Consider the following 24059-nt stretch of genomic DNA (forward strand, 5'->3'; position numbering starts at 1 on the left):
CTCGGTCATTTGTGCAACCAGCTGAGGAAGCCACCCTTCTTCACAACCGCCGGCTTCTGCAACAACAGTGACTCGCGCTTCTGCCGCCGGAACCGCTGCAGTTTGGTCAGTGCCGACTTCACATCGCCGCTCTCGGCCAGGCAACCACGTACCTGTTCCTTGTCGATGCGATACAGCATGCAGCCACTGAGGGCGCGAAACTCGACAGGCGAGGCTTCGTCATCCACCAGGCCCTCGAGCCCGAGTACCTCGCCGGGCCCCATGCGGCCACCCTCGATAAGCCGCTCGCCATCGCGAACCGACGCCAGCACCACGCCGCGGCTGATCAGCAGCACATGCTCCGAGCGCTCGCCGATGTCGAGGATCACCTGGTCTGCGAGGTATTCCACCGTGGTCATACGCTGGCTCAGGGCGTCGCGCTCTTCGTTGCTCAGCGAGCGGAACACCCGCACTTCGTCCAGCAGCTCGCGCTGGCGGCTGCGCACCGGGGCGCCCAGCTCGGTGTTCCAGGTCACGCCGCTGGCTTCCAGGTGGCGGTGGGCGAGGTCGAACAACTGATTGCGCACTTCGGTCTTGCGCGACATCTCGGCGATGAAGCCGCTGGCCTCGTACTCCACTGACTCCAATGTCGAAGCCTTTACCGTGACCTTGGGCGCCGGCTTGTCCAGCAGGATGCTGGTGCCTTGCAGGGTCTTCTCCAGTGCATCGAACACCCGTTGCGGGCGCACCTTGGCCGGCACCACGACGCTGATCGACACCCCGTGCACCTCGGCCGGGCGGCTGAAGTTGAGAATCTTGGCCTTGGCCGCCACCGAGTTGGGGATCACCGCCAGGCTGCTGTTGCCAGTGATCAGCCGGGTGGCCCGCCAGTCGATATCAACCACCTTGCCCTCGGTGCCGTCGATCGAGATCGCGTCGCCGATCTGGTAGGGCCGAGTGGTGTTCAGCACGATGCCCGAGAACACGTCGGCCAGCGTGCTCTGCAACGCAAGGCCGATGACGATGGCCATGACCCCTGAGGTCGCCAACAGGCCTTTGACCGGCAACTGCATCACATAGGCCGCCGCCGCCACCGCTGCGACCAGGAAAATCAGCGCCCCGACCACATCCTGCAGCAGACGCCCGCCGTGGCTGCCCCGTGCCACCAGCAACAAGCCGAACACCACCGTCACCGTGCGTGCGCCGAACAGCCACCAGCCGATCCCCAGCACTGTGGCCATCAGGTTGCGCGAGACATCGTCGGCCCAGGGCGGGGGTTGCAGCGGGCTCATGCCCGCGGCCAGCAAGAGCCAGCTGAACAGCAGGAAAATCGCCAGCCGCGACGCGATGCGCCAGGCGCGGCGCTCCAATGGGATCAGGTGCCAAAGCAGCAGGTCGAGGAAGATCAGCAAGGTGCCGAGCAACAGCGGGTACGACTGGATGAACGCCAGCATGGTGGTCTCGGTGCGGGGGAGGGCTGTCCGTAGTAATAGAGCAGCTTGAGGTGCCAGGCAATGGGGGCAACGCCGTCCCTGTGGGAGCCGCAGTTCGCCGCTGCGACTTGCCGGCGATGAGGCCGGTGCAGCCAATGTTGCTTAATCGTTCATAAAACAGAACGCTAAAGCCAAATTTCGCTATCTACCGCCACAAAGGTCCTGGTTTTAATCTTCTCCCATCAACGCGAAACACCCAACCCACTGAAGATCGAAACCCAAGGAGCACCGGCAATGAACAACTTCAAATACAACCGCCTGAACAAAGACGACGCCGCCGTACTGCTGGTCGACCACCAGGCCGGCCTGCTGTCCCTGGTTCGCGACATCGAGCCGGACCGCTTCAAGAACAACGTGCTGGCCCTGGCCGACCTGGCCAAGTACTTCAACCTGCCGACCATCCTCACCACCAGCTTCGAGCAAGGCCCCAACGGCCCGCTGGTGCCGGAGCTCAAGGAGCTGTTCCCGGATGCCCCGTACATCGCCCGCCCCGGCCAGATCAACGCCTGGGACAACGAAGATTTCGTCAAGGCAGTGAAGGCCACTGGCAAGAAGCAGCTGATCATTGCCGGCGTGGTGACCGAAGTGTGCGTGGCCTTCCCGGCCCTGGCGGCCCTTGAAGAAGAGTTCGATGTGTTCGTGGTCACCGACGCCTCCGGCACCTTCAACGAAATGACCCGCGACGCCGCCCACGACCGCATGAGCCAGGCCGGTGCCCAGCTGATGACCTGGTTCGGCGTGGCCTGTGAGCTGCACCGCGACTGGCGCAACGATGTCGAAGGGCTGGCGGCGCTGTTCTCCAACCACATCCCTGATTACCGCAACCTGATCACCAGCTACAACGCCCTGACCGCCGGCAAGTAAGCCGCCGACAGCCTGGCACCCGCGAGGTGCCAGGCAAGGCAGCACACTCATCCAATCCAGCGCTCGTCTGCCGTTGCACAGTGGTTACAGGCCAGCTCACCTCCAGGGAATGTCAGCGATGAACACCGCAGCCGAAGGCAACCGCAGCGTCGTCACGCTTGTGATCCAGCACAAGGTCCGAGCCCAGGCGCTGGCGCACTACGAAACCTGGCTCAAGCGCGCCGTGACCACCGCTCGCAAACAGCCCGGTCATCTGGACGTCAATGTCATCCGACCGGACGACGGCGGCCGCCACTTCACCACCGTGGTGCGCTTCGCCGACGCCGGCCTGCTGCAGGCCTGGGTCAACTCTGCCGAGCGCCAGGCGTTGATCAGTGAAGTGCTGCCATTGTTGGAAGACGGCGATCAGACCCAGGTGCACGATGACCCGGAGTTCTGGTTCACCCCGCCCAGCGTCGGCGCCGCGCAACCGCCGCGCTGGAAGCAGGCTTTGCTGACCTACCTGGTGATCTGCCCGGTGACCCTGGTCATTCCGCAATTACTGGCGCCGCTGTTTGCCCGCTATCCGCTGTTGGGTGGCCAGATCACCGGCAACTTGATCACCAACCTGTTCGTCATCCTGCCCGTGGTGTTCTTCATCATGCCCTGGGTGACGCGCCGCTGTGCCGGCTGGCTGCGTCGCTGAGCGCCCGCCGTGATCCATTGCTAGCCTTCAACCGCCTGCCGATCACCCACCCGGACGGAGAGCACCATGAGCCAGGACCCTACCGACCAGAGCCGCCGCAAGTTCCTCGCCACCAGCACCGTGCTCGGTGCCGCCGGCGCCTTGTGGAGCGCATTGCCGTTCACCGATTCCGCCCATGCCGCCCTTTCAGGAGATCCCATGTCCGCCGACCTCATCTTGTTCAATGGCAAGCTGCACACCGTTGACCGCGAGAAGCCCACCGCCAGTGCCGTGGCCATCAAGGACGGCAAGTTCCTCGCCGTGGGCAGCGACGCCGAAGCGATGGCCCACAAGGGGACCGCCACGCAGATCATCGATCTCAAGCAGCGCACGGTGATTCCGGGCCTCAATGACTCGCACCTGCACCTGATCCGTGGCGGCCTGAACTACAACCTCGAACTGCGCTGGGAAGGCGTACCGTCGCTGGCCGACGCCCTGCGCATGCTCAAGGACCAGGCCGAGCGCACGCCGAGCCCGCAGTGGGTGCGCGTGGTCGGCGGCTGGAACGAATTCCAGTTCGCCGAAAAGCGCATGCCCACCTTGCAAGAGATCAACCAGGCCGCGCCGGACACCCCGGTATTCCTGCTGCACCTGTACGATCGCGCCTTGCTCAACCGCGCCGCGCTCAAGGCCGTGGGCTACACCAAGGACACGCCGAATCCGCCGGGTGGCGAGATCCAGCGTGACAAGTTCGGCAACCCCACCGGCATGCTCATCGCCCGGCCCAATGCCACGATCCTCTACGCCACCCTGGCCAAGGGACCGAAGCTGCCGCTGGAGTACCAGGTCAACTCCACCCGCCAGTTCATGCGCGAGCTCAACCGCCTCGGCCTGACCAGCGCCATCGATGCCGGCGGCGGCTACCAGAACTACCCGGACGACTACCAGGTGATCCAGGAGCTGGCCGACAACGACCAGCTGACCGTGCGCATTGCCTACAACCTGTTTACCCAGAAGCCCAAGGAAGAGCTCACTGACTTCAAGAACTGGACGCAGAAGGTCAAGCCGGGCGACGGCAACGACTTCTTCCGCCACAACGGCGCCGGCGAGATGCTGGTGTTCTCCGCCGCCGACTTCGAGGACTTCCTCGAGCCGCGCCCGGACCTGCCGCAGACCATGGAGCAGGAGCTGGAGCCGGTGGTGCGCCACCTGGTCGAGCAGCGCTGGCCGTTCCGCCTGCACGCCACCTACGACGAGTCGATCTCGCGCATGCTCGACGTGTTCGAGAAGGTCAACCGCGACATTCCGTTCAATGGCCTGCCATGGTTCTTCGACCATGCCGAGACCATCACCCCGCAGAATATCGAGCGGGTGCGGGCACTGGGCGGGGGCATTGCGATCCAGGACCGCATGGCCTTCCAGGGTGAATACTTCGTCGACCGCTACGGCGCCAAGGCCGCCGAGCACACCCCGCCGATCAAGCGCATGCTCGACATGGGCGTGCCGGTGGGGGCCGGTACCGACGCGACCCGGGTGTCCAGCTACAACCCGTGGACGTCGCTGTACTGGATGGTCAGCGGCAAGACCGTTGGTGGCCTGGAGCTGTACCCGGAGGGTTTGAGCCGCGAGACCGCGCTGCAGCTGTTCACCCACGGCAGCGCCTGGTTCTCCAGTGAGCAGGGCAAGAAGGGGCAGATCAAGGTCGGTCAGTTGGCGGACCTGGCGGCGCTGTCGCTGGACTTCTTCAGTGTCGATGAAGAGGCGATCAAGGGCATCGAGTCGGTGCTGACTGTTGTCGATGGCAAGGTGGTGTACGGCGCCGCCGAGTTCGACAAGCTCGGCCCGGCGCAGGTGCCGGTGTTGCCCGAGTGGTCGCCGGTGGCCAAGGTGCCGGGGCACTGGCGCGCTGGCGCACCGATGGCGGCGGCGCTGCACCAGTGCGTCGGGCCGTGCGGGGTGCATGCCCACAGCCATGAGAAGGCGCGGCATTCCAGTGTGCCGGTGAGTGATTACCAGGGCTTCTGGGGCGCATTGGGCTGTTCCTGCTTCGCGTTCTGAGGGTGGCCCGCTCCTGCTTAGGTCGTGGGAGCGGCGCTACGCCATGTCGCTGAAGGCGAATTCCTCCGCCAGATGATCGATCAACGACCGCACCGACGGCAGCAGTCCGCGCCGCGACGGGAAGATCGCATGCACGATGCCGCATCGCGGATGCCAGTCCGGCAGCATCTCCACCAGACGCCCCGCCGCCAAGTCCTCGCGCACCGCCACCCTGGGCAGGTGCGCGATCCCCACGCCCGCCACCACGAAGTGTCGCAAGGCAAACAGATCATCGGTGACCATTCGCGGCGTGTGCGGGATCACCAAGCTGCGGCTCATGTCCTCGCCCTGGAACAGCTCCCACTGGTACTCACGCTGGGCGCTGCCCCAATGGACGCTGGGCAGCTCACTGAGCTGCTGCGGGTCGAAGCCTTCGGCAAGCTGTTCGAGAAACGACGGATGCCCGACCAGGCACTGGGTGCTGTTGCTCAGCACCTTCATCACCATGTCGGTGTTCTCCAGCGGCGGGAAGCGCACCCGCAGCGCTACGTCGAAGCCTTCATGCAGCAGGTCGACGCGGCGGTTGGTGCTCTCGATGAACAGCTCCACCTGCGGGTATTTGAGCATGTAGCGGGTGAGCATCGGCCCGACCCAGGAGTTGAGCAGGGTGGTCGGGCAACTGATGCGCACCAGCCCCCTCGGTTCGCTGCGGTTGCGCTCGATGATCTCGGCGGCGCCCTCGGCCTCCACGCGCATGGCCAGGCAACGGTTGTAGTAGGCCTGGCCGATCTCGGTCAGCGAGCAGTGCCGGCTGGTGCGGTGCAGCAGGCGCACGCCGAGGCGCTCCTCGAGGTCGGCAATGCGCCGGCTGAGCTTGGACTTGGGCATGTCCAGCGCCCGCCCGGCCGGGGCAAAGCCACCGTGCTCGACCACCTGGGTGAAGTAGTAGAGGGAGTTGAGGTCTTCCAAGGGCGATCTCCGCAGCGCTCCGGGGTAATGGGGCGCAGTCTACCGGGCGGTGATGGCCTTCATCCAACTCCCTGAAGGCAATGTCGCTCAGGGCGACTCGATACCCTCCAGCATCGCTTCGGTCAGGCCCTCGGCCATCTCGATCCCATGCAGGCTGGCCCACAGCAGGCTCCTGCCGGTTTCATCCATATGGTCCAGCGCCTTGTAGCCAACGTTGTAGGCGCTGCGCAGGTACTCGGCGACATGCACCAGGGCGTCGTGGGCGTTGATATTGGGGTTGACCGCAAACAGCGGTGGGTGGCCGGCGTCGCATTTGCCGAAGGCGTGGTGACGGGTGTCGGGAAGGGGTGGGTCGGGGACGATTTTTTTCATGGTCAAGCTCCGATAGAAATTGACCGGCACCGTCCGTTTCCACGCGAAGGGTGGCGGCTGTACACGGGGTGGAAAACCAGGTCATCGGAGAACCCCGGCAGGCCTTGCGGCCTCCCGCGTACAGCTGCCGTCACGACAGATAATCCGATAACCAACCAGCCGGGTTTCCACGCCCGATCGCTGAACCGACAGCGACCCGGTCAGCCTAGAGGGCATGATTTCCCCGGACAATCAGAAGGGTATCGACAGACCTTGTAGGGTATTTCTTGGGCTGTAGGCTGCCCAGTGGGAAAGGTCCGCATAGCTCGTAGGAAGTGGATGGGGTTGTTCTAACTTGAGGTTGCCAGCCACTCGCAGCAGCTCAGGAACGATCTGACAAGAACTCCAGAGAGCGGGGGCTCTCATCGAGTTGGCCTGAGTGATCAAACTGTGTTCATGTCGAACTGGTCGATTACCTGGACAATCAATAAGGGGCTGAAACCATGCCTATGCACAACCCTCCCCACCCCGGCGAAGCCTTGCGCGAAGACGTCCTGCCCGCCATTGGCATGAACGTCTCCTCCCTGGCCCGCCACCTGGGCTATTCACGTGGTCAGTTATCCACAGTGCTCAACGGCCACGCAGGCATTTCAGCCGACCTGGCCTATCGCCTCGAACTGGCCGGGCTTGGCAGTGCCCGTCAGTACCTGGCCGAACAGGCGGCCTACGACCTGTGGCAGGCCGCGCACCGCGAGCATCCACCTATCGAGCGGCTGGCGTTCGCCTGAGACTCAATCCTCATCCGACGCAAACAACCGCTCCAGCTCCACCCGCGCTTCCTTGGCCGTCTGCATCACCTTGGCCCGGTCGTCGCGGACCTGCCCTTGGGCCTCCAGCACCTGTTCGTCATGCTCGGTGAACCGGGCGATGCGGTCTGTCGCCTGTGCTTCGGTGAGCCCCAGCCCGACCAGCGCGCGGCGGCTCATCTCCAGGCTGGAATAGAACGTCTCGCGGATCGGGTCGGCGCCCACGTCCATCAGCTTGTGCACATGCTGACGGTTACGTGCCCGGGCGATCACCTTCAGGTGCGGGTACAGGCGCTTGGCCCGCTCCGCGGTGTGAATGGCCACCTCGGGGTCGTCGATGGTGATGATGAAGTACTCGGCCTCGCCAACCTTGGCCGCGTGCAGCACTTCGGGGCGCAGTGGGTCGCCATAGAACACCGGCACCTGTTCGAACATGCGGGTCATCTCGATGGCGTCCACCGAGGTCTCCAGGGCTATGAACGGGATCTTCTGCGCCCGCAAGATGCGCGCGACGATCTGGCCCATGCGGCCCATGCCGGCGATCACCACGCGCGGGGTGCCAGCGTCGATGGCCTTGTACTGCTCGGGCACCTCGCGGGCAGGCTGCGGGCGCTTGAGGGCGCGGGCGCAGCCGAGCATCAGCAGCGGCGTTAGGGCCATCGACAGGGTGATGGTCATCAGCAGCAGGTCGTAGGTCTGGGTGTCGAACAGGCCCTGGTCCTTGCCCAGCTTGAACACCACGAAGGCGAACTCGCCGCCGGCAGCCAGTACCATCCCCAGGCGCAGGGCGCTGGCGCTGTTCAGGCCACCGGCCAGGCGGCCGACGCCAATCAGCAACGCAAGCTTCACGCCGATCAACAGCAGGGTCAGGCCCAGCAGCACCAGCGGCATTTCCAGCAGCAGGCGCAGGTTGGCGCCCATGCCGACGCTGATGAAGAACAGGCCCAGCAGCAGGCCCTTGAACGGTTCGATCTGCGATTCCAGCTCATGGCGGTATTCGGAGTCGGCCAGCAGCAGGCCGGCAAGGAAGGCGCCCAGGGCCATGGACACGCCGGCCTCTTCCATCAACCAGGCGGTGCCGATCACCACCAGCAGCGCGGTGGCGGTGGACACTTCCGGCAAACCAGTGCGGGCGACGATACGGAACAACGGGCGCAGCAGGTAGCGGCCGCCGACGATGACGATGGCGATGCTGGCGAACACCTTCAGGCCATGTTCGAGGCTGTCGCCGTGGCTGGTGTCGGGGCCGCTGGCGGCCAGCAGCGGCACCAGGGCGATCAACGGGATGGCGGCGATGTCCTGGAACAGCAGGATGGCGAAGGCCAGCCGACCGTGGGGCGCATTGAGCTGCTTGCTTTCGGCCAGGCTCTGCAGGCCCAGCGCGGTGGATGACAGGGCCAGGCCAAGGCCGAGTACGATGGCCGCCGGCAGCGTCTGGCTGAAGCCGAACAGGGCGATTGCGCCGAGTACCGCGCCGGTCAGGACTACCTGCGCGGCACCCACGCCGAACACCGACTTGCGCATCAGCCACAGGCGTCGTGGTGAGAGCTCCAGGCCGATGATGAACAGCAGCAGGACAACACCCAGCTCGGAGATGTGCGCGACGCTCTCAGTATCGCGGATCAGCCCCAGGGCCTGCGGGCCGATGGCCACGCCGGCTAGCAGGTAGCCGAGCACGGCGCCCAGCTGCAGGCGCTTGGCCAGCGGCACGGCGACCACGGCGGCGAGGAGGAAGATGACGGCGGTTTGTAAAAGGCTGCCTTCGTGTGGCATTGCTCGGACTCCTTGAACTGCGTGCGGCAGCGCTTGATGCAACAGCTTATGCCATCAATGAAAGAGGCGGGCATTTTCGGGCGGGGAGGGAAATAGGACAATCCTTGGGTTACAGGAAGCAGCGTTCTGAAAGTAGGACCTTTGCTGAATCCATCGCGGGGCAAGTCGGACCGCCGCATCGCCGCTCCCACGAAGGTCTTATACCTTGCGTGGGAGCGGGCTTGCCCCGCGATGGTGATCGGCCACTTATTGCAGATGGTTTTTCAAGGCCTGTGCCGCCTGGTCCATGGCACTGCGCACACTGGGCACGGTGCTCAGCACGTTGAGCAGGCCATAGTCATGGATCATGCCGTTATAGCGCACGGCGGTCACCGGTACCCCGGCAGCGTCCAGCTTGCGGGCGTAAGCCTCGCCTTCGTCACGCAGCACATCCATTTCGGCGGTCTGCACCAGCGCTGGCGGCAGGCCTTTCAACTGCTCCAGGCTGGCGCGCAGTGGCGAGGCGTGGATGTCGTCGCGTTGGCGCGGGTCGGTGGTGTAGCTGTTCCAGAACCACTGCATCATGTTTCGGGTCAGGAAGTGGCCTTCGGCGAACTGGTTGTAGGACGCATTGTTGAAGTTGGCGTCGGTCACCGGCCACAGCAGGGCCTGGAAGCGCAGCTTCGGTGTGCCGGCCTCCTTGGCCTTGAGTGCCACCACCGCAGCCATGTTGCCGCCGACGCTGTTGCCGGCCACCGCCAGGCGGCTACCGTCAACACCGATCTCCTTGCCGTGCTCGGCGACCCAGCGGGTGGCGGCGTAGGCCTGGTTGATCGCGGCGGGGAACTTCGCTTCCGGTGACGGCGTGTAGTCGACGTAGACCGCCGCAGCGCCGGAGCCCACCACCAGGTCACGGATCAGGCGTTCGTGGGTGGGGTAGTCGCCCAGCACCCAGCCGCCGCCGTGGAAGAACATGAACACTGGCAGCTCGCCCTTGGACCCTTCGGGCCGCACCACGCGGATTTCCAGCGGCTGGCCGTCGGCCTGGATGGTCCGGCGTTCGACGCGGATCCCCGACACATCGGCCTTCACCCCGGCCTGGGCACCGCTCAGCACCGCACGGGCATCCTTGGGCGCGAGGGTTTCCAGCGGCTTGCCGCCACCGGCGGCCAGGGCGTCGAGGAAGCCTTGGGTGGTGTGCTCGACGCCGGGGCTGCCAGCGGCGAAGGCGCTGTTCACGGCAAGGGCCAGCAGGCCGGCGGTCAGGGTGTGGGACAGTTTCATGTTCTAGCTCCTTTGGCGGGCGAGCCGCGGCTCAGTTCTGGTTGGCGAGGACGGTGGGTTGCACGTAGCTCACGGCGCGCAGCTGGCCGCTACTGTCGCGGTAGGTCAGGGTGGCGGTGCTGGTTTGGCCTTGGGCGCTGACGGGGGCATCGACGCTGACGACCTTGGCGATGTCCAGCTCCATGCCGTAGCGGTACGGGGTGGCTTCGCTGGCGAAGCTGCTGACGCTGGTGCCGAGGGCCAGGGTGGTGACGGTGACGGCGAAGGCTTTGCGAAGGGTCATGATCGTTCTCCGGGTTCTGCTGAGTGGGGTTGGCGACTGCTTTCTGCTTGAGATGAATGATGCGCGCAAATATTTAGTGCGCAAAATATATTTCCGCTATGAGACCGATTGAATGGATCTGTCGAAGGGGCTCAGCCACGCGGAAACCCGCCGTAAAAGATCAGGCGCTGGGCCGGTACTGCAGCGCCTCCGCCAGGTGCGACCTGGCGATGGATTGCGCCCCCTCCAGGTCCGCCAGGGTGCGGGCCACCTTCAACAGCCGGTGCGCTGCCCGCAACGACAACGTCAACCGTTCGCAGGCCTGCTCCAGCCAGGCCTGGTCGACCGGCTCCAGCGGGCAGTGCCGGCGCAGCCCCTTGAGGTCGAGGAAGGCATTGGCGCAGCCCTGCCGGCGCTGCTGCAGCTCCCGTGCCTCGGCCACCTGCTGGCCAACACTGGCGCTGGTCTCGCCGCTGGGCTGGTGGGTCAGCACGGTACTTTCCCGGGCCACCGTCAGGTGCAGGTCGATGCGGTCGAGCAGGGGGCCGGACAGCTTGTTGCGGTAGCGCTGGATCTGCTCGCTGCTGCAGCGACAGCGGCCGGTGGGGTCACCCAGGTAGCCGCAGGGGCAAGGGTTCATGGCCGCCACCAGCTGAAAGCGCGCCGGGAAGCGCACCCGGTCCTTGGCCCGGGCCACCACGATCTCGCCCGACTCCAGCGGCTCGCGCAGTACCTCCAGCACGCGTCGTTCGAACTCGGGCAGCTCGTCGAGAAACAACACGCCGTGGTGCGCCAGGGTGATCTCGCCGGGTTGCGGTCGGCTGCCACCGCCCACCAGCGCTGGGCCGGAGGCCGAGTGGTGAGGATGGCGAAAAGGCCGCTGTGGCCAGCAATCGAGCGGGGCATGGCCACTGACAGAGCGGATCGCCGCCACCTCCAGCGCCTCGCGCTCGTCCAGCGGCGGCAGCAGCCCGGGCAGGCGGCTGGCGAGCAGGGTCTTGCCGGTGCCCGGCGGGCCGGAGAACAACAGGTTGTGCGCGCCAGCTGCGGCGACCAGCAGCGCCCGCTTGGCGGCGATCTGGCCCTGCACTTCGCTGAGGTCCGGGTAGGGGCGTTGCTCAAGCAACAGGCCATTCGCGGCGTAGGGTGGCAGCGAAGGTTGCGCATTCAGGTGGGCGACCAGTTCCCGCAGGTGCCCCACCGCGTACACCACCAGGCCGCTGGCCAGGCTCGCCTCTTCGGCGTTTTCCTTGGGCACCACCAGCGCCCGACCCGCGTCTCGCGCCGCCAGTGCCGCAGGCAGTACGCCCTGTACCGGACGCAACGTACCCGACAGCGCCAGTTCGCCCAGGCATTCGATGCTGTCGAGGGCGGCAACCGGTACCTGGCCATTGGCGGCCAGGATGCCCAGGGCGATGGCCAGGTCGTAGCGGCCACCGTCCTTGGGCAGGTCGGCCGGGGCGAGGCTCTGGGTGATGCGTCGGGCCGGGTAGTCCAGCCCGGAGTTGACGATGGCGCTGCGTACCCGGTCCTTGCTCTCCTTGACCGTGGTTTCCGGCAGGCCAACCAGGGTGAGCGTGGGCAGGCCGTTGGCCAGGTGGGTTTCGACACTGACGGCGGGTGCTTGCACCCCCACCTGGGCGCGGCTGTGGACGAGGGCGAGGGACATGGGGCACTCCGTGTTTGCAGGTGATGGCCGCGTCCTGCGGCCTGGCAGAGCTTAGTGGTGTTCCTTGCCTGTTGGGCTCAAAGAGTGCGTCGAGTTTTGTCCGGCCTGGCGCCCAGATATGTGGATGCCCACCGTGTCGGACATCGGCGTGCCCCGACACGTCGACCTGCCTGGTTTCATGAAGCAGGTTGCGACCTCATTCGAATACGCCGCGCAAGGTCAGCACGAAGTTGCGTGGCTCACCGTAGTAGTTGCCGTACTCGGATGTGCCGACGCTGGCGTAGTACTTGCGGTCGAACAGGTTGTTGCCGTTCAGGGCCAGGGTCCAGTGATCGTCGACCTTGTACTCGACCATGGCGTCGTAGACGGCGTAGCCGCTCTGGCTGAAATCGAACGGGGTTTCACCCACGGTGTTCCAGTTGGCGTCGAAGCGGTAGGCCTTGCCTTCCACGTAGCTGGCGCTCTGGGCGGTTACCCCGGCGCCGACGCGCCACGCCGACCAATCGCCCGGCAGGTTGTAGACCGACCAGAGCTTGAACAGGTGCTTGGGCGTGACGGTGCTGTACAGCGTCTCCTCGCTCTGGTCATCCATCAGGTTGAGGGTATAGCCGGCGATCACATCCCAGCCCGGCAGGACTTCGCCGGTGGCCTCCAGATCGATACCCTTGCTGACCACCTTGCCCTGGCCGATGAAGCAGCAGGAGGCACTGTAGCTGAACGGTGTGTCAGGGTAGGCGGGGTCCTTGATCGCCTGGTGTTCACGCTTGGTGTAGAACAGCGCGGCGCTGAGGTTCAGCGCGCCATCGAACAGCTCGCCCTTGATCCCGGTCTCGTAGGTCTTGCCGGTCATCGGGTCGAGGGAGGTGCCGGACTTTTCCGGGCCCTTGAGTTTCTGCGCCTGGGGTTTGTAGACCTCGGCGTAGCTGACGTAGGTCGACCACTGGTCGTCGAGCGCGTAGATCAGGCCACCGAATGGCACCAGGGTGGTCGGCTCGCTGTGCGAGACCTGGTCCTGGCGAGCCCAGTCCCCGGAGCCATCGCGATTGCGTGTGGCGTAGGCCTGTTCGAAGGTATAACGCTGGGCGCGGGCGCCGATCACCAGCTTGAGCGGGTCGGCCAACTGCAGGCGTAGGGTGGAGTAGAGACCGTACTGCTTGCGTTTGTTGGGGTAGTAGTCGCGGTAGAAGGCATGGTTGGTGGCCTCGGTCGGCAACGGTGTCGACTGTGGGTCCCACAGGTCGATCATGCCGCCCAGGCCGATCTTGCCCTGGGCCGCGCGCCAGCGGCTGGTGACCTCCTGGTAGTCGCCACCCACCAGCAGTTCGTGTTGGCGGCCGAAGGCGTCGAAGGTGCCGGAGAGGTTGACGTCGAACACCGACTGCTTGCTCCAGCTGGAGACATAGCTGCCCCACCAGTAGGGGCCGGTGTTGCTGTTCTCGTCAACGGAGCCGTAGGGGATCACGCCTTCGGTGGAGCCTTCGTTGTACGAATAGGTGTAGGAGGTGTTGAGCTTCCAGTCATCGGAGAAGTGATGGTCGAGCTTGGCGAATAGCTCGCGGGTGTAGCTGTCGTTCCAGGCGCTGTTGGTGGTGTACCAGGTGTGCCGCGGCAGTTTCAGGTCGCCGCCGGTGCTGTAGCGCGGCAGGCCGTCGCCCACGCCGTTTTCATGAACCTTGTCGTAGCTGCCGCCGAAAGTGAGCATGGTGTCGTCGCTGACGTCGGCCTCGAGCACGCCATAGAAAAACGGCCGTTCGGTGCTGCGGTTGTCGAAGAAGTACTGGCGGTCCTGGTAGGCGGCCACCATCCGTCCGCGCAGCTTGCCGTCGAAGGCCAGGGGACCTGTGACATCCACTTCGCTGCGATAGTTGTCCCACGAGCCCGCCGAGGCTTCGAGCTTGAGCTGGTAGTGATCGAGCGGGCGCTTGCGCACCAGGTTGACGATGCCGCCCGGGTTGCCGGTGCCGCCGAGCAGGCCGCTGGCGCCGCGCAGCACTTCGACATGGTCATAGGCGGCCAGGTCGTACTTGCGCTGGCTGTAGAAGGTGCCCAGACCGTTGCCGATGTCCATCGGTGCCGTGCCGTCGATCTGCAGGTTGTCGATCGGGAAGCCGCGGGAGATGAATTCCTGGGTGTTGAAATTGACGTTGCGCAGGGTGATGCCGGGGGTGAATTTCATCGCGTCGTCAAGGCTGACCATGCGCCGGTCCTCGATCAGCTGGCGGCTGACCACCGATATCGACTGAGGGGTGTCCTTCAGGCTTGTCGGGGTCTTCGAGCCGACGCTCACCAGTCCGGTGGTGTAGGAGCGCGTGCCCTCGGTGGCCTGGCCCATGCCTTGACCCTGAACCTGCGTGCTGCCGAGTTCCAGAGCGTCGCCAGCGCTGGCGGCGAGCTGCAGCGCCCAGTTGCCGTCGGCGGCCTGCACGGCCTTGAGCCCGGTGCCTTCGAGCATCAGGTACAACGCCATGTCGGTGGGCAACTGGCCGCGCACCGGCCTGGCCTGCTTGCCCTGCACCAGCTGCGGGTCGTACGGCAGGGTGATGCCGGCCTGCTCGGCGAAGCGGTTGAGGGCTTCGGCCAGCGGCGCGGCGGGCAGGTCGTAACGGCGCAGAGGCTGTTCGGCCAGCACGGGATGGGCCAGGCCGATGCCGGCGCCAAGCAACAGGGCCCGGGCGAGCAAGGTGGGGCGGTAGCGGGACAGCAGATCCATCGGAAGCTCCTGGGAATTGGCAGGTGTTTTTCCTGTTTGTCGAAGGAGCGGGGAAAACCCGTAAACGAGAATCGATTTTCTTTACGCCGGGAGGATGCGCACCCACAACGCGGTGCGCCATTGCAGGCGCACTGGCCAGGTGTGGGCCAGGCTGCGCAGGGCATTGTCGGTGTCGTCGAGCTGGAACACCCCGGAAACGCGCAGGTCGGCCACCGTCGGATCGCAGCCGACCCAGCCTTCGCGCTGACGGGCCAGGGTATCGGCCAGTTCGGCCAGGGGCATGTCGTTGGCGATCAGCAGGCCACGGGTCCAGGCCGAGCCTTGGGCCTGGGGATTGGCCAGGAGCTGCGCGCCATGGCGGTCGATGCGGTACTGCTCGCCGGCCTTGGCCAGTTGTTGGGCTCGCCCGGGCACCTGGATCGCGATCTGGCCCTGGTCGATGGCCAGGCGCGTGTTGCCGCGCGCCTGGCAGACATCGAATGCCGCGCCGAACGTCCACAGGCTGGCCTCGGCACTGGTCACGCACAGGGGGCGTTGCCGGGTGTCGCCCTGCGCGCGGACATAGACCTGCCCTTCAAGCAGTTCGACCAGGCGCTCGGTCGCGCTGAAGCGCACGTTGACCGCGCTGCGGCTGTTGAGCTGCAGCTCGCTGCCATCGGCCAGCTGGACACGGCGGCGCTCTCCGGTGCGGGTGCTGTGGTCGGCCAGACTCAGGCGCCAGGGTGAGTGTTGCAATGCCGTGCCGCTCAGGCCCAGCCCCAGCAGGCCGAGGGTGAGCAGCTTGAGGGCGTGCCGGCGATCCGCCCGTTCGGGCGCCGTCAACGCACGCAGGGCAACGCCACCGGGCAGTTCGCGGGCCTGGCTGAAGCAGGCCTGGGCTTCCTGCAGGGCCTGCCAGGTGGCTTCATGGCGTGGGTCGCTCTGGCGCCAGGCAAGGCAGGCGGCACACAGTGCCGGCGCATGTTGCGCCGACTCGAGTCTGACCAGCCAGCCGATGGCCTGGTCGAGCACGTCGTCGCTCATGATTCCAGCCTTGCCAGATAGCAGTGGCGGATGGCCTTGACCATGTACTTCTCGACACTGCTCAGGCTGATCCCCAGGTGATGGGCGATTTCCTGGTAGCTCATGCCTTCCAGGCGTGACAGCAGGAAGGCCATGCGCACCTTCCCCGGTAGGCCATCGAGCATGGCGTCGATCTGCATCAGCGTCTGAAGCAGGATCAGCTGGCGCTCGGCCGAGGGCGCCTCGGGTTCGGGCAGGCTGGCCAGGGCCTGCAGATAGGCGGTCTCCAGCTTGTGTCGGCGTTGGCGGTCGATCATCAACCCTTTGGCCACGCTGCTGAGCCAGGCTCGCGGTTGGCGCAGCGTCGGGATCAGCTCCGGCCGGCCGAGCAGTTGCACGAAGGTATCGTGGGCCAGGTCAGCGGCGTTGTCGGCATGTTGCAGGCGTCGCCGCAGCCAGCCCAGCAGCCAGGCGTGGTGATCCTGGTACAGCGCATCCATGGCCTGGCGCGGCGGCGGAAGTGAGGGTGAGGGCACGACGAGCCTCTCCTGCAAAAGGAATGAGCGAGATGCAGATGGGAATCGCTCTCAATCCTACGGGGTTTGCGGTCGTGTGCTCAAGAGGGCTACGGAATGTTCTGATGGGGGACGCCAAGCGCCCCCTCAGATCGTGGTCAGGTCAATGTGACCGTGGCTGCCTGCCGCAGATCACCGGAATCCCCGAACCCCGCGCCCGTGCCAGCAGCTCCTCGGTATCGTCGCCGCCCGGCAGCGCCAGCACCAGGTCGGGCCGGCTGTCGCGCAGCATGAAGACGTTGCGCAGGCGTTCGGCCAGCTTGCCGTGCAATTGCCAGTTGGGCGGATAGCGCACGATGTCGGCGCCCTGTTCGCGGGCCCAGCCTTCGATTTCGCCGCCCAGGTGCTGGCTGCCACCGTGGATCAGCACCCGGATCGGTTGCTGGCGCTGGAGGGCGTCCAGCGCCTGGCGGCAGCGGTGGTTGTCGGCGTAGTTGCGCCCCGCGCAGATCAGTACACGCATGCCCACCCCCTCAGAACCACTGGCCGAAGCGGCGGATGTACAGGGTCTTCATGCCCTGGGCCACTAGGCAGTAGCCCAGCAGGGTCGCGGCCAGCCATGGGAAGTATTCCCACGGCAGCGGCACCAGCCCGACCATCGCCCCCAGTGGCGAGAACGGGATGTAGATGCCCAGGCACATCACCAGGCCGGTGGCCAGGATCACCGGCAGCGCCGCGGTGCTCTGGAAGAACGGCACCTTGCGGGTGCGCAGCATGTGCACCACCAGGGTCTGCGACAGCAACCCCTCGATGAACCAGCCGGACTGGAACAACGCTTGCATTTCCACGCTGTTGGCGGCGAACACGTACCACATCAGGGCAAAGGTGGTGATGTCGAACATCGACGAGGTCGGGCCGATCCACAGCATGAAACGGCCGATGTTGCGGGCATCCCACTTGCGTGGTTCGCGCAGGAACTCCTTGTCCATGCGATCCCACGGCAGCGACAGCTGGGAGAAGTCGTACATCAGGTTTTGCAGCAGCAGGTGGATCGCCAGCATCGGCATGAACGGGATGAACGCGCTGGCCACCAGTACCGAGAACACGTTGCCGAAGTTGGAGCTGGCGGTCATGCACAGGTACTTCATGATGTTGCCGAAGGTTTCGCGGCCCTTGAGCACGCCTTCCTCCAGCACCATCAGGCTCTTTTCCAGGAGGATGATGTCGGCCGATTCCTTGGCGATGTCGGTGCCGCTGTCCACCGAGATGCCCACGTCGGCATCGCGCAACGCCGGTGCGTCGTTGATGCCGTCACCGAGGAAGCCCACGGTGTGGCCATTGGCTTGCAGCGCCTTGAGCACCCGCGACTTCTGCAGCGGAGTGAGCTTGGCGAACACCGTGCGTTCTTCGACCAGGGCCTTGAGCTGGGTGTCGTCCAGGCGTTCGATGTCCTGGCCGAGCAGCGGCTGGCCGGGCTCCAGGCCCACTTCGCGGCAGACCTTGCAGGTGACCACCGGGTTGTCGCCGGTCAGCACCTTCACCTTCACGCCCATCTCGCGCAGGGCGGCGATGGCCGGGCCTGCGGTTTCCTTGGGCGGGTCGAGGAAGGTCAGGAAGCCACGGATCACCAGCTCGCGCTCGTCATCGGTGTGGTACTGGGGTTTGCCGTCAACGGCCGGAATATCACGGGTGCCAACCAGCAGCACGCGGAAACCTTCCTGGTTGTAGGCGCTGGCGGTGGCCAGCAATTGCTGGCGTCGCCCGGCATCCAGAGCGATCCGCTGGCCGCCTTCTTCGACATGGGTGGCGATGGCCAGCATTTCCTCGACGGCGCCCTTGCTCACCAGCAGGTGGTCGCCCAGGGCATCCTTGACGATCACCGACAGGCGACGGCGGATGAAGTCGAAGGGCAACTCGTCGACCTTGGCGTAGGCATAGGGTGGCTGGAAGCGCTGGTCTTCGCCAGCAAAGCGCAGCACGGCCTGGTCCATCAGGTTCTTCACGCCGCTCTGGTGATGGCTGTTTAGCCAAGCCAGCTCCAGCAGGTGCGGGGCCACCTGGCCACTGGGGTCGACGTGGTGTTCGAGGATGATGCGATCCTGGGTCAAGGTACCGGTCTTGTCGGTGCACAGCACATCCATCGAGCCGAAGTTCTGGATGGCGTTCAGCCGCTTGACCACCACCTTGCGCCGGGCCATGGCGACGGCGCCCTTGGCCAGGTTGGCGCTGACGATCATCGGCAGCATCTCCGGGGTCAGGCCCACGGCCACGGCCAGCGCGAACAGGAAGGCGTCGCTCCAGTCGCCCTTGACCACGCCGTTGAGCATGAACACCACCGGCACCATCACCAGCATGAAACGGATCAACAGCCGGCTGACGCTGTTCACGCCACGGTCGAAGGCGGTCTGGCTACGCGAGCCGACGATGGCCTTGGCCAGCGAGCCGAAATATGTGCGCTTGCCGGTGGCCACCACCACGGCGCGGGCGCGGCCGCTGACCACGTTGGTCCCCATGAAGCCGATGTTGGGCAGATCCAGCAGGCCGCTTTCATCGTTGGCGCTGTCGGCGGCGGACTTCTGCGCGACGTGGCCGAGGGTGTCGTACTTCTCCACCGGCAGCGCTTCGCCGGTCAGCACCGCCTGGCTGATGAACAGGTCGCGGGACTCGATCAGGCGGATATCGGCGGGGATCATGTCGCCGGCGGCCAGTTGCACGATATCGCCGGCCACCAGTTCGTTCATGGGCACTTCGCGCAGGCGCGCCGGCTGGTCGTGGCGCTCGCGGCGCAGCACGGTGGCGGTGGTGCGGACCATGGCCTTGAGGGCGTCGGCGGACTTGCCCGAACGGTACTCCTGCCAGAAGCGCAGCAGGCTGCTGAGGCTGACCATGGTCATGATGATGATGACCTTGGTCAGGTCCGCTTCTTCCATGTCGCCTGCGCGTACCGGCAGCCAGTAGTCGGTAACGAAGCTGATGCCGGCGAGGGTGAGCAGCACGTAGATAAAGGGGTTGTGCAAGGCCTTGAGCAATTGCACCAGGGCCGGTTGCGGCTTGTCATGGGCGACTTGGTTGGCGCCGTCGCGCTGCAGGCGCTTGGCGGCTTCGTGCTCGGTCAGGCCCAGTTCGCTGGCGTCGAGGTTGGCCAGGGTCACGGCCAGGCCGTTGCGTGCCTCGCGGGCGGCACGCATGGACAGGCGGGTGTCTTCGCCGGCTTTGCTGCGGGTGTTGTGGTCTTTTACGGTCATTTGGCTGTGCTCCTGCCGCAGGAGGCGGCACGACACACAGTCGACTCACGGTGGGGAAGGTGAGTGAACGTGTTTCGTGTCGCAATGATTCAAACAATGAAAAGCGTGGTTTTTCCGACATTTAAGTGTTCGCTGGCGAATGCCGGAAATAAGATCGGCAGCGAACTTTCTACTGGCTGATTCCATGGTCGGTTAATCCCATCTGTTAAATGGCGGGCAATAGAGTTCCAAAGAACTTTAATTACTTAAGGTTCGGAAGTTTCTGACGATTTAAATGGCGTCAGTTCAGCGAACAGACAGCATCGCGCGCGTCACTGCAGGCAGCAACGGGCACGCTATCGACTGGGCGGTTTCAGGGGCGAGGACAAGCCCCCGTCGCGGACAGGACGGTACGGGGCCTTGTGCGCAAAGGCGCGCAGGCGAGGGGTAGCGATATCAAGGTTCATGAGCTTGCCTCCGACCGGGCGGGCACCCGGGGCGGCAAGCTACGGCGGAGCATCAGGCTCTGGCGCGGCTTGCCCGACCTAGGGGCGGGCCCGGAGTTCCGGTTCAAGTGCCTGGCGGCCAGGAGCTGCCAGACAGCGACTAGATACTGTGTCCATTGAATTCTTCGTGAGTTGAAATAAAGGCCCGTTTTTCGGGGCGGGTGAACTTTATGCAAAGCATAGCGAGGAAGTCAACCAGGAAGACGTAACTTAAACAAGTTTCATCTGCTGGGAGGGAAATTAATGCAGTGTGCGGCGCGATTACCATCGCGTGGTAATCCCGCTTCTACCTGGGCAAGGTAGAAAGCGGGCATTCATTCAAGGCTTGGCACCCAGGATGATGTGCGAGGCCTTGATCAGCGCGGTGGCCTTCACACCCGGCTTCAGGCCGAGTTCCTGCACCGCTTCGCGGGTGACGATGGCATACACTTCGGTGCCGCCGGAAAGCTTCAGCACCACCTCGGCATTCACCGCGCCGTCACCGACTCGCAACACTTCGCCTTCGAGGCTGTTGCGCGCCGACAGCCTGTAGCCGGCGGCATCGGTCATCAGCACCACCCACGGCGCCTTGACCAGGGCAACGGCCTGTTTACCGACGTTGATACTGAGGTTGTGCAGGCTGGCCATGGTGACCACCGCGACCAGTTTCTCGCCGCCACCGAGAGTCAGCTCGACCTCGGCATTCACCGCGCCAGGCTGGACGGCGCTGACGGTACCTTCAAAGACATTACGGGCACTGACTTTCATGGCAAGCACTCCCTGTATCGATCGTTATTCTTTGGCGGACGGCGCCATCCTGGCTTCCAGCTCGGCGAATTGCTGCTCGAGGGCTTCGAGGCGGGCGCGTGTACGGGCCAGCACCACCATCTGGCTGTCGAATTCCTCGCGGCTGACCAGGTCGAGTTTGCTGAAGGCCCCCTGCATCAGCACCTTGAACTGGCTCTCCAGTTCGGCACGGGGCGCGGCGGTGTCGCCGCTGAACAGGCGCGAGGCCTGGTCGCTCAGGGCATCGAGGAAGGCTTTGGGCGCGAGCATGTCTGGTATCCGCTGATCACTGAAAGTGCCGCAGTGTAGCACGCCGCTTTTGCCCGCTTGCCCTGCACGCTTTTCGCGCAGGGCGGCCAAAGGTCGCGCACCGATTTTGTGCGCTTTTTCGCTGCTGGCAACTGGCCAATCCCTACCGATTCACGCAACTCCCTGTTTTCCCGATCGTTGTTCGAACTGGCAAGGTTTCTGCAAAGACCCGAGTGAGCCATGCACTGATGCAGTCCCTTGTGACCAGGCAGTGCGCAGGCGGAGCCGCAAGGTCCTTCGTCACAGGCGGATCGTGTGTCGGCGGGGAGAATGGAGCCGACGATGCGTTACAAAGCCAGGCGCTGCGCTTAGACTTGAGACGGGTTTGTTTTCCTGGGGCAAGTCCATCAAATCGGGAGAGAGTTTCATGAAGCTAGTCACTGCCATCATCAAGCCGTTCAAGCTGGACGACGTGCGCGAGTCGCTGTCGGAAATCGGCGTGCAGGGCATCACCGTGACCGAGGTCAAAGGTTTCGGCCGGCAGAAGGGTCACACCGAGCTGTATCGCGGCGCTGAATACGTGGTCGATTTCCTGCCCAAGGTGAAGATCGATGTCGCCATCGACGACAAGGACCTCGATCGGGTGATCGAAGCCATCACCAAGGCAGCCAACACCGGCAAGATCGGCGACGGCAAGATCTTCGTGGTCAATCTGGAGCAGGCGATCCGCATCCGTACCGGCGAAACCGATACCGACGCGATCTAAGCGCCAAGCAAAGCCTCACCAAACCCAACGCCCCAGGAGAAAACAACATGACTCTGCGCAAGATCGCAGGGCTAGGAGCCCTATTGTCCCTCGTAATGCCAGGGCTGGCCCTGGCCGAGGAAACTGCCGCCCCTGTGCTGAACTCCGGCGACACCGCCTGGATGCTCACTTCGACGGCATTGGTCCTGTTCATGACCATCCCGGGCCTGGCCCTGTTCTACGGCGGCATGGTGCGCTCGAAGAACGTGCTGTCGGTGATGATGCAGTGCTTTGCCATCACCGGCCTGATCAGCATCCTCTGGGTCATCTACGGCTACAGCCTGGCTTTCGATACCGCCGGTATGGAAAAGGGCGTGCTCAATTTCAACTCCTTCATCGGTGGCTTCTCCAAGGCCTTCCTCAGCGGCGTCACGCCGTCGGGCCTGACCTCGGCTACCGCGTTGTTCCCCGAGGCGGTATTCATCACCTTCCAGATGACTTTCGCCATCATCACCCCGGCGCTGATCGTCGGTGCCTTCGCAGAACGCATGAAGTTCTCGGCCATGCTGATTTTCATGGGTGTGTGGTTCACCTTGGTCTACGCGCCGATCGCGCACATGGTCTGGAGTGGTGACGGCGCGCTGATGTGGGACTGGGGCGTGCTGGACTTCGCGGGCGGCACCGTGGTGCACATCAATGCCGGTATCGCCGGCCTGGTCTGCTGCCTGGTGCTGGGCAAGCGCAAGGGCTACCCGACTACGCCGATGGCTCCGCACAACTTGGGCTACACGTTGATGGGTGCGGCCATGCTGTGGATCGGCTGGTTCGGCTTCAACGCAGGTTCCGCTGCGGCGGCCAACGGTACCGCCGGCATGGCCATGCTGGTGACCCAGATCGCTACCGCCGCCGCCGCCTTGGGCTGGATGTTCGCCGAGTGGGTTTTCCACGGTAAACCGAGCGCACTGGGCATTGCTTCGGGCGTGGTCGCCGGTCTGGTCGCCATCACCCCTGCCGCGGGTACCGTCGGCCCGATGGGCGCCCTGGTGATCGGCCTGGTGTCCGGCGTGGTCTGCTACTTCTGCGCCACCAGCCTCAAGCGCAAGCTGGGTTATGACGACTCCCTCGACGCCTTCGGCGTGCACGGTATCGGCGGCATCATCGGCGCCCTGCTCACCGGTGTGTTCGCGGCACCTGCCCTGGGCGGCTTCGGCGCGGTCACCGATATCGCCGCGCAGTTCTGGATCCAGGCCAAGGGCGTGATCTTCACCGTGGTCTACACCGCCATCGTCACCTACGTGATTCTCAAGGTCCTGGACCTGGTGATGGGCCTGCGGGTCAGCGAAGAAGAAGAGTCGGTCGGCCTCGACCTGGCTCAGCACAACGAGCGCGGCTACAACCTGTAACCGCCACGCTGGAAAACTTGCCCGGCTCGCCGGGCATTTTTTTTGCCTGTAGTTTGCCGATTCGCGCCGGGCAAACGGTTTCTCTGTCGTGATCGCGACGCAGGTAGAAAACTTACAAGTCATTGGGCGTTTCTGGAGCTTTGCTTTTTCTGCGAGCGCGCTAGAATGCGCGCCGAAGGGAGCTGGACGAGTAGTCCACACACTTCGCCACCCTTTGCTAGGCTTGCCAATAGCCTGTGGCCAGCAAGGGTTCAAAGGATTTTGTCAGGCCTTGCCAGGAGCAGGGCCTGCAGGGTGCCGGGCCTCCCATGAGGGGGCGGACACCCAGGGCAGTGGCCAACCCACGGCCAGTTGAATTTTCACTGGTGGCTGCCGGTCTACGGCTGCACCGGTCTATAACTAACCTGCTTTTTGCAAGTCATGAGGTAGAACATGAGCGACGACGATCTGGAAAATGATGACCTCGAAGTAGGCGACGAAGACGAGGCTGATGACGGCCTGGAAGCTGCGGCCGACGATGGCGCGGAAGATGCCGGCGATGACGACAGCAGCCCGGCACCTGCTGCCAAGGGCAAGTCCAAGGCGGCTGTCTCGGTAGACGAGATGCCGAGCATGGAAGCCAAGCAGAAAGAGCGCGACGCGCTGGCCAAGGCGATGGAAGAGTTCCTTTCGCGCGGTGGCAAGGTGCAGGAAGTGGAGGCCAACGTGGTCGCCGATCCGCCCAAGAAGCCGGACAACAAGTACGGCAGCCGCCCTATCTGAGTGGCTGAGCGCAAAGAAGCCCGCCGTCGCTGCGGGCTTTTTTGTGGG

21 protein-coding genes are annotated in these 24059 nt (G+C 64.6%); 7 read left to right on the plus strand and 14 right to left on the minus strand.

All coding sequences use genetic code 11. The annotated features are described in order from the left end of the window. Positions 1–5: 5 nt before the first annotated feature. On the minus strand, positions 6–1433 hold the full coding sequence (locus DFS21_RS05225; protein WP_111531947.1) for a mechanosensitive ion channel domain-containing protein: 1428 nt from the start codon (positions 1431–1433) through the stop codon (positions 6–8). A 273-nt stretch (positions 1434–1706) separates the two neighbouring features. Between DFS21_RS05225 and ycaC the strand changes: the two genes are divergently transcribed. From ycaC to DFS21_RS05240, 3 genes are all read left to right on the plus strand, one after another. Further along, complete coding sequence (gene ycaC / locus DFS21_RS05230; RefSeq protein WP_046853656.1) at positions 1707–2336, plus strand: isochorismate family cysteine hydrolase YcaC; 630 nt, start codon at positions 1707–1709, stop codon at positions 2334–2336. A 118-nt stretch (positions 2337–2454) separates the two neighbouring features. Then, positions 2455–3021 carry an antibiotic biosynthesis monooxygenase gene (locus DFS21_RS05235; RefSeq protein ID WP_110697020.1) on the plus strand — a complete coding sequence of 189 codons (567 nt, stop codon included), beginning with the start codon at positions 2455–2457 and terminating at the stop codon, positions 3019–3021. A 66-nt stretch (positions 3022–3087) separates the two neighbouring features. Further along, positions 3088–5058: an amidohydrolase gene (locus DFS21_RS05240; RefSeq protein ID WP_110697022.1), complete on the plus strand. Its 1971-nt coding sequence runs from the start codon at positions 3088–3090 to the stop codon at positions 5056–5058. Positions 5059–5094: 36 nt separating this feature from the next. Here the strand turns inward: DFS21_RS05240 and DFS21_RS05245 are convergent, their stop codons facing one another. Next, positions 5095–6006 (minus strand): LysR substrate-binding domain-containing protein, encoded by a 912-nt coding sequence (locus tag DFS21_RS05245; protein WP_102683047.1) that lies wholly within the window; start codon positions 6004–6006, stop codon positions 5095–5097. An 87-nt stretch (positions 6007–6093) separates the two neighbouring features. After that, positions 6094–6378, minus strand: a complete 285-nt coding sequence (locus tag DFS21_RS05250) for a DUF6124 family protein (protein WP_102690648.1) — start codon at positions 6376–6378, stop codon at positions 6094–6096. Positions 6379–6860: 482 nt separating this feature from the next. Between DFS21_RS05250 and DFS21_RS05255 the strand changes: the two genes are divergently transcribed. Next, entirely contained in the window at positions 6861–7145 is a 285-nt protein-coding gene (locus DFS21_RS05255) for a HigA family addiction module antitoxin (protein ID WP_111531948.1), read from the plus strand. 3 nt (positions 7146–7148) lie between these two features. On the opposite strand, the gene DFS21_RS05260 is transcribed toward DFS21_RS05255, so the two are convergent. From DFS21_RS05260 to DFS21_RS05310, 11 genes are all read right to left on the minus strand, one after another. Next, positions 7149–8936: a monovalent cation:proton antiporter-2 (CPA2) family protein gene (locus tag DFS21_RS05260; RefSeq protein ID WP_110697023.1), complete on the minus strand. Its 1788-nt coding sequence runs from the start codon at positions 8934–8936 to the stop codon at positions 7149–7151. Between the two features lie 246 nt (positions 8937–9182). Next, the gene (locus DFS21_RS05265) at positions 9183–10199 is read right to left on the minus strand and encodes an alpha/beta hydrolase (protein ID WP_110697024.1); all 1017 of its coding nucleotides are present in this window, start codon (positions 10197–10199) and stop codon (positions 9183–9185) included. Between the two features lie 31 nt (positions 10200–10230). Continuing rightward, the gene (locus DFS21_RS05270) at positions 10231–10482 is read right to left on the minus strand and encodes a DUF2790 domain-containing protein (protein WP_110697025.1); all 252 of its coding nucleotides are present in this window, start codon (positions 10480–10482) and stop codon (positions 10231–10233) included. A gap of 160 nt (positions 10483–10642) precedes the next feature. Then, on the minus strand, positions 10643–12130 hold the full coding sequence (locus DFS21_RS05275) for a YifB family Mg chelatase-like AAA ATPase (protein WP_110697026.1): 1488 nt from the start codon (positions 12128–12130) through the stop codon (positions 10643–10645). Positions 12131–12326: 196 nt separating this feature from the next. Next, entirely contained in the window at positions 12327–14840 is a 2514-nt protein-coding gene (locus DFS21_RS05280; RefSeq protein WP_110697027.1) for a TonB-dependent receptor, read from the minus strand. Between the two features lie 81 nt (positions 14841–14921). Continuing rightward, positions 14922–15863 carry a FecR domain-containing protein gene (locus tag DFS21_RS05285; RefSeq protein ID WP_110697029.1) on the minus strand — a complete coding sequence of 314 codons (942 nt, stop codon included), beginning with the start codon at positions 15861–15863 and terminating at the stop codon, positions 14922–14924. Beyond that, on the minus strand, positions 15860–16342 hold the full coding sequence (locus DFS21_RS05290; protein WP_110697031.1) for a sigma-70 family RNA polymerase sigma factor: 483 nt from the start codon (positions 16340–16342) through the stop codon (positions 15860–15862). Before DFS21_RS05290 ends, DFS21_RS05285 begins: the two co-directional genes overlap by 4 nt. 178 nt (positions 16343–16520) lie before the next feature. Next, positions 16521–16880: a DUF2493 domain-containing protein gene (locus DFS21_RS05295; protein ID WP_110697033.1), complete on the minus strand. Its 360-nt coding sequence runs from the start codon at positions 16878–16880 to the stop codon at positions 16521–16523. Between the two features lie 10 nt (positions 16881–16890). Continuing rightward, positions 16891–19602, minus strand: coding sequence for a magnesium-translocating P-type ATPase (gene mgtA, locus DFS21_RS05300; protein WP_111531949.1), 2712 nt, complete (start codon positions 19600–19602; stop codon positions 16891–16893). Between the two features lie 803 nt (positions 19603–20405). Continuing rightward, the gene (locus DFS21_RS05305) at positions 20406–20834 is read right to left on the minus strand and encodes a molybdopterin-binding protein (RefSeq protein WP_110697037.1); all 429 of its coding nucleotides are present in this window, start codon (positions 20832–20834) and stop codon (positions 20406–20408) included. A 24-nt stretch (positions 20835–20858) separates the two neighbouring features. After that, positions 20859–21122 (minus strand): accessory factor UbiK family protein, encoded by a 264-nt coding sequence (locus DFS21_RS05310; RefSeq protein ID WP_102683536.1) that lies wholly within the window; start codon positions 21120–21122, stop codon positions 20859–20861. Between the two features lie 406 nt (positions 21123–21528). Here DFS21_RS05310 and glnK point away from each other — a divergent pair, with 406 nt between their 5' ends. The 3 genes from glnK to sutA all read left to right on the plus strand — a co-directional run bounded on the left by glnK (position 21529) and on the right by sutA (position 24011). Further along, the gene (gene glnK / locus DFS21_RS05315) at positions 21529–21867 is read left to right on the plus strand and encodes a P-II family nitrogen regulator (RefSeq protein ID WP_002555808.1); all 339 of its coding nucleotides are present in this window, start codon (positions 21529–21531) and stop codon (positions 21865–21867) included. Between the two features lie 47 nt (positions 21868–21914). After that, positions 21915–23249, plus strand: coding sequence for an ammonium transporter (locus DFS21_RS05320; protein ID WP_102683535.1), 1335 nt, complete (start codon positions 21915–21917; stop codon positions 23247–23249). A 432-nt stretch (positions 23250–23681) separates the two neighbouring features. Next, complete coding sequence (gene sutA / locus DFS21_RS05325; protein WP_023632536.1) at positions 23682–24011, plus strand: transcriptional regulator SutA; 330 nt, start codon at positions 23682–23684, stop codon at positions 24009–24011. Positions 24012–24059 lie beyond the last annotated feature (48 nt).

Source organism: Pseudomonas sp. 2848 (assembly GCF_003253945.1).
Taxonomy (GTDB): domain Bacteria; phylum Pseudomonadota; class Gammaproteobacteria; order Pseudomonadales; family Pseudomonadaceae; genus Aquipseudomonas.

Coding starts and splice junctions, on each gene's coding strand:
- DFS21_RS05225 (WP_111531947.1), bottom strand. CDS start 1,433: ATGCTGGCGTTCATCCAGTCGTACCCGCTGTTGCTCGGCACCTTGCTG.
- ycaC (WP_046853656.1), top strand. CDS start 1,707: ATGAACAACTTCAAATACAACCGCCTGAACAAAGACGACGCCGCCGTA.
- DFS21_RS05235 (WP_110697020.1), top strand. CDS start 2,455: ATGAACACCGCAGCCGAAGGCAACCGCAGCGTCGTCACGCTTGTGATC.
- DFS21_RS05240 (WP_110697022.1), top strand. CDS start 3,088: ATGAGCCAGGACCCTACCGACCAGAGCCGCCGCAAGTTCCTCGCCACC.
- DFS21_RS05250 (WP_102690648.1), bottom strand. CDS start 6,378: ATGAAAAAAATCGTCCCCGACCCACCCCTTCCCGACACCCGTCACCAC.
- DFS21_RS05255 (WP_111531948.1), top strand. CDS start 6,861: ATGCCTATGCACAACCCTCCCCACCCCGGCGAAGCCTTGCGCGAAGAC.
- DFS21_RS05260 (WP_110697023.1), bottom strand. CDS start 8,936: ATGCCACACGAAGGCAGCCTTTTACAAACCGCCGTCATCTTCCTCCTC.
- DFS21_RS05265 (WP_110697024.1), bottom strand. CDS start 10,199: ATGAAACTGTCCCACACCCTGACCGCCGGCCTGCTGGCCCTTGCCGTG.
- DFS21_RS05270 (WP_110697025.1), bottom strand. CDS start 10,482: ATGACCCTTCGCAAAGCCTTCGCCGTCACCGTCACCACCCTGGCCCTC.
- DFS21_RS05275 (WP_110697026.1), bottom strand. CDS start 12,130: ATGTCCCTCGCCCTCGTCCACAGCCGCGCCCAGGTGGGGGTGCAAGCA.
- DFS21_RS05280 (WP_110697027.1), bottom strand. CDS start 14,840: ATGGATCTGCTGTCCCGCTACCGCCCCACCTTGCTCGCCCGGGCCCTG.
- DFS21_RS05285 (WP_110697029.1), bottom strand. CDS start 15,863: ATGAGCGACGACGTGCTCGACCAGGCCATCGGCTGGCTGGTCAGACTC.
- DFS21_RS05290 (WP_110697031.1), bottom strand. CDS start 16,342: ATGGATGCGCTGTACCAGGATCACCACGCCTGGCTGCTGGGCTGGCTG.
- DFS21_RS05295 (WP_110697033.1), bottom strand. CDS start 16,880: ATGCGTGTACTGATCTGCGCGGGGCGCAACTACGCCGACAACCACCGC.
- mgtA (WP_111531949.1), bottom strand. CDS start 19,602: ATGACCGTAAAAGACCACAACACCCGCAGCAAAGCCGGCGAAGACACC.
- DFS21_RS05305 (WP_110697037.1), bottom strand. CDS start 20,834: ATGAAAGTCAGTGCCCGTAATGTCTTTGAAGGTACCGTCAGCGCCGTC.
- DFS21_RS05310 (WP_102683536.1), bottom strand. CDS start 21,122: ATGCTCGCGCCCAAAGCCTTCCTCGATGCCCTGAGCGACCAGGCCTCG.
- glnK (WP_002555808.1), top strand. CDS start 21,529: ATGAAGCTAGTCACTGCCATCATCAAGCCGTTCAAGCTGGACGACGTG.
- DFS21_RS05320 (WP_102683535.1), top strand. CDS start 21,915: ATGACTCTGCGCAAGATCGCAGGGCTAGGAGCCCTATTGTCCCTCGTA.
- sutA (WP_023632536.1), top strand. CDS start 23,682: ATGAGCGACGACGATCTGGAAAATGATGACCTCGAAGTAGGCGACGAA.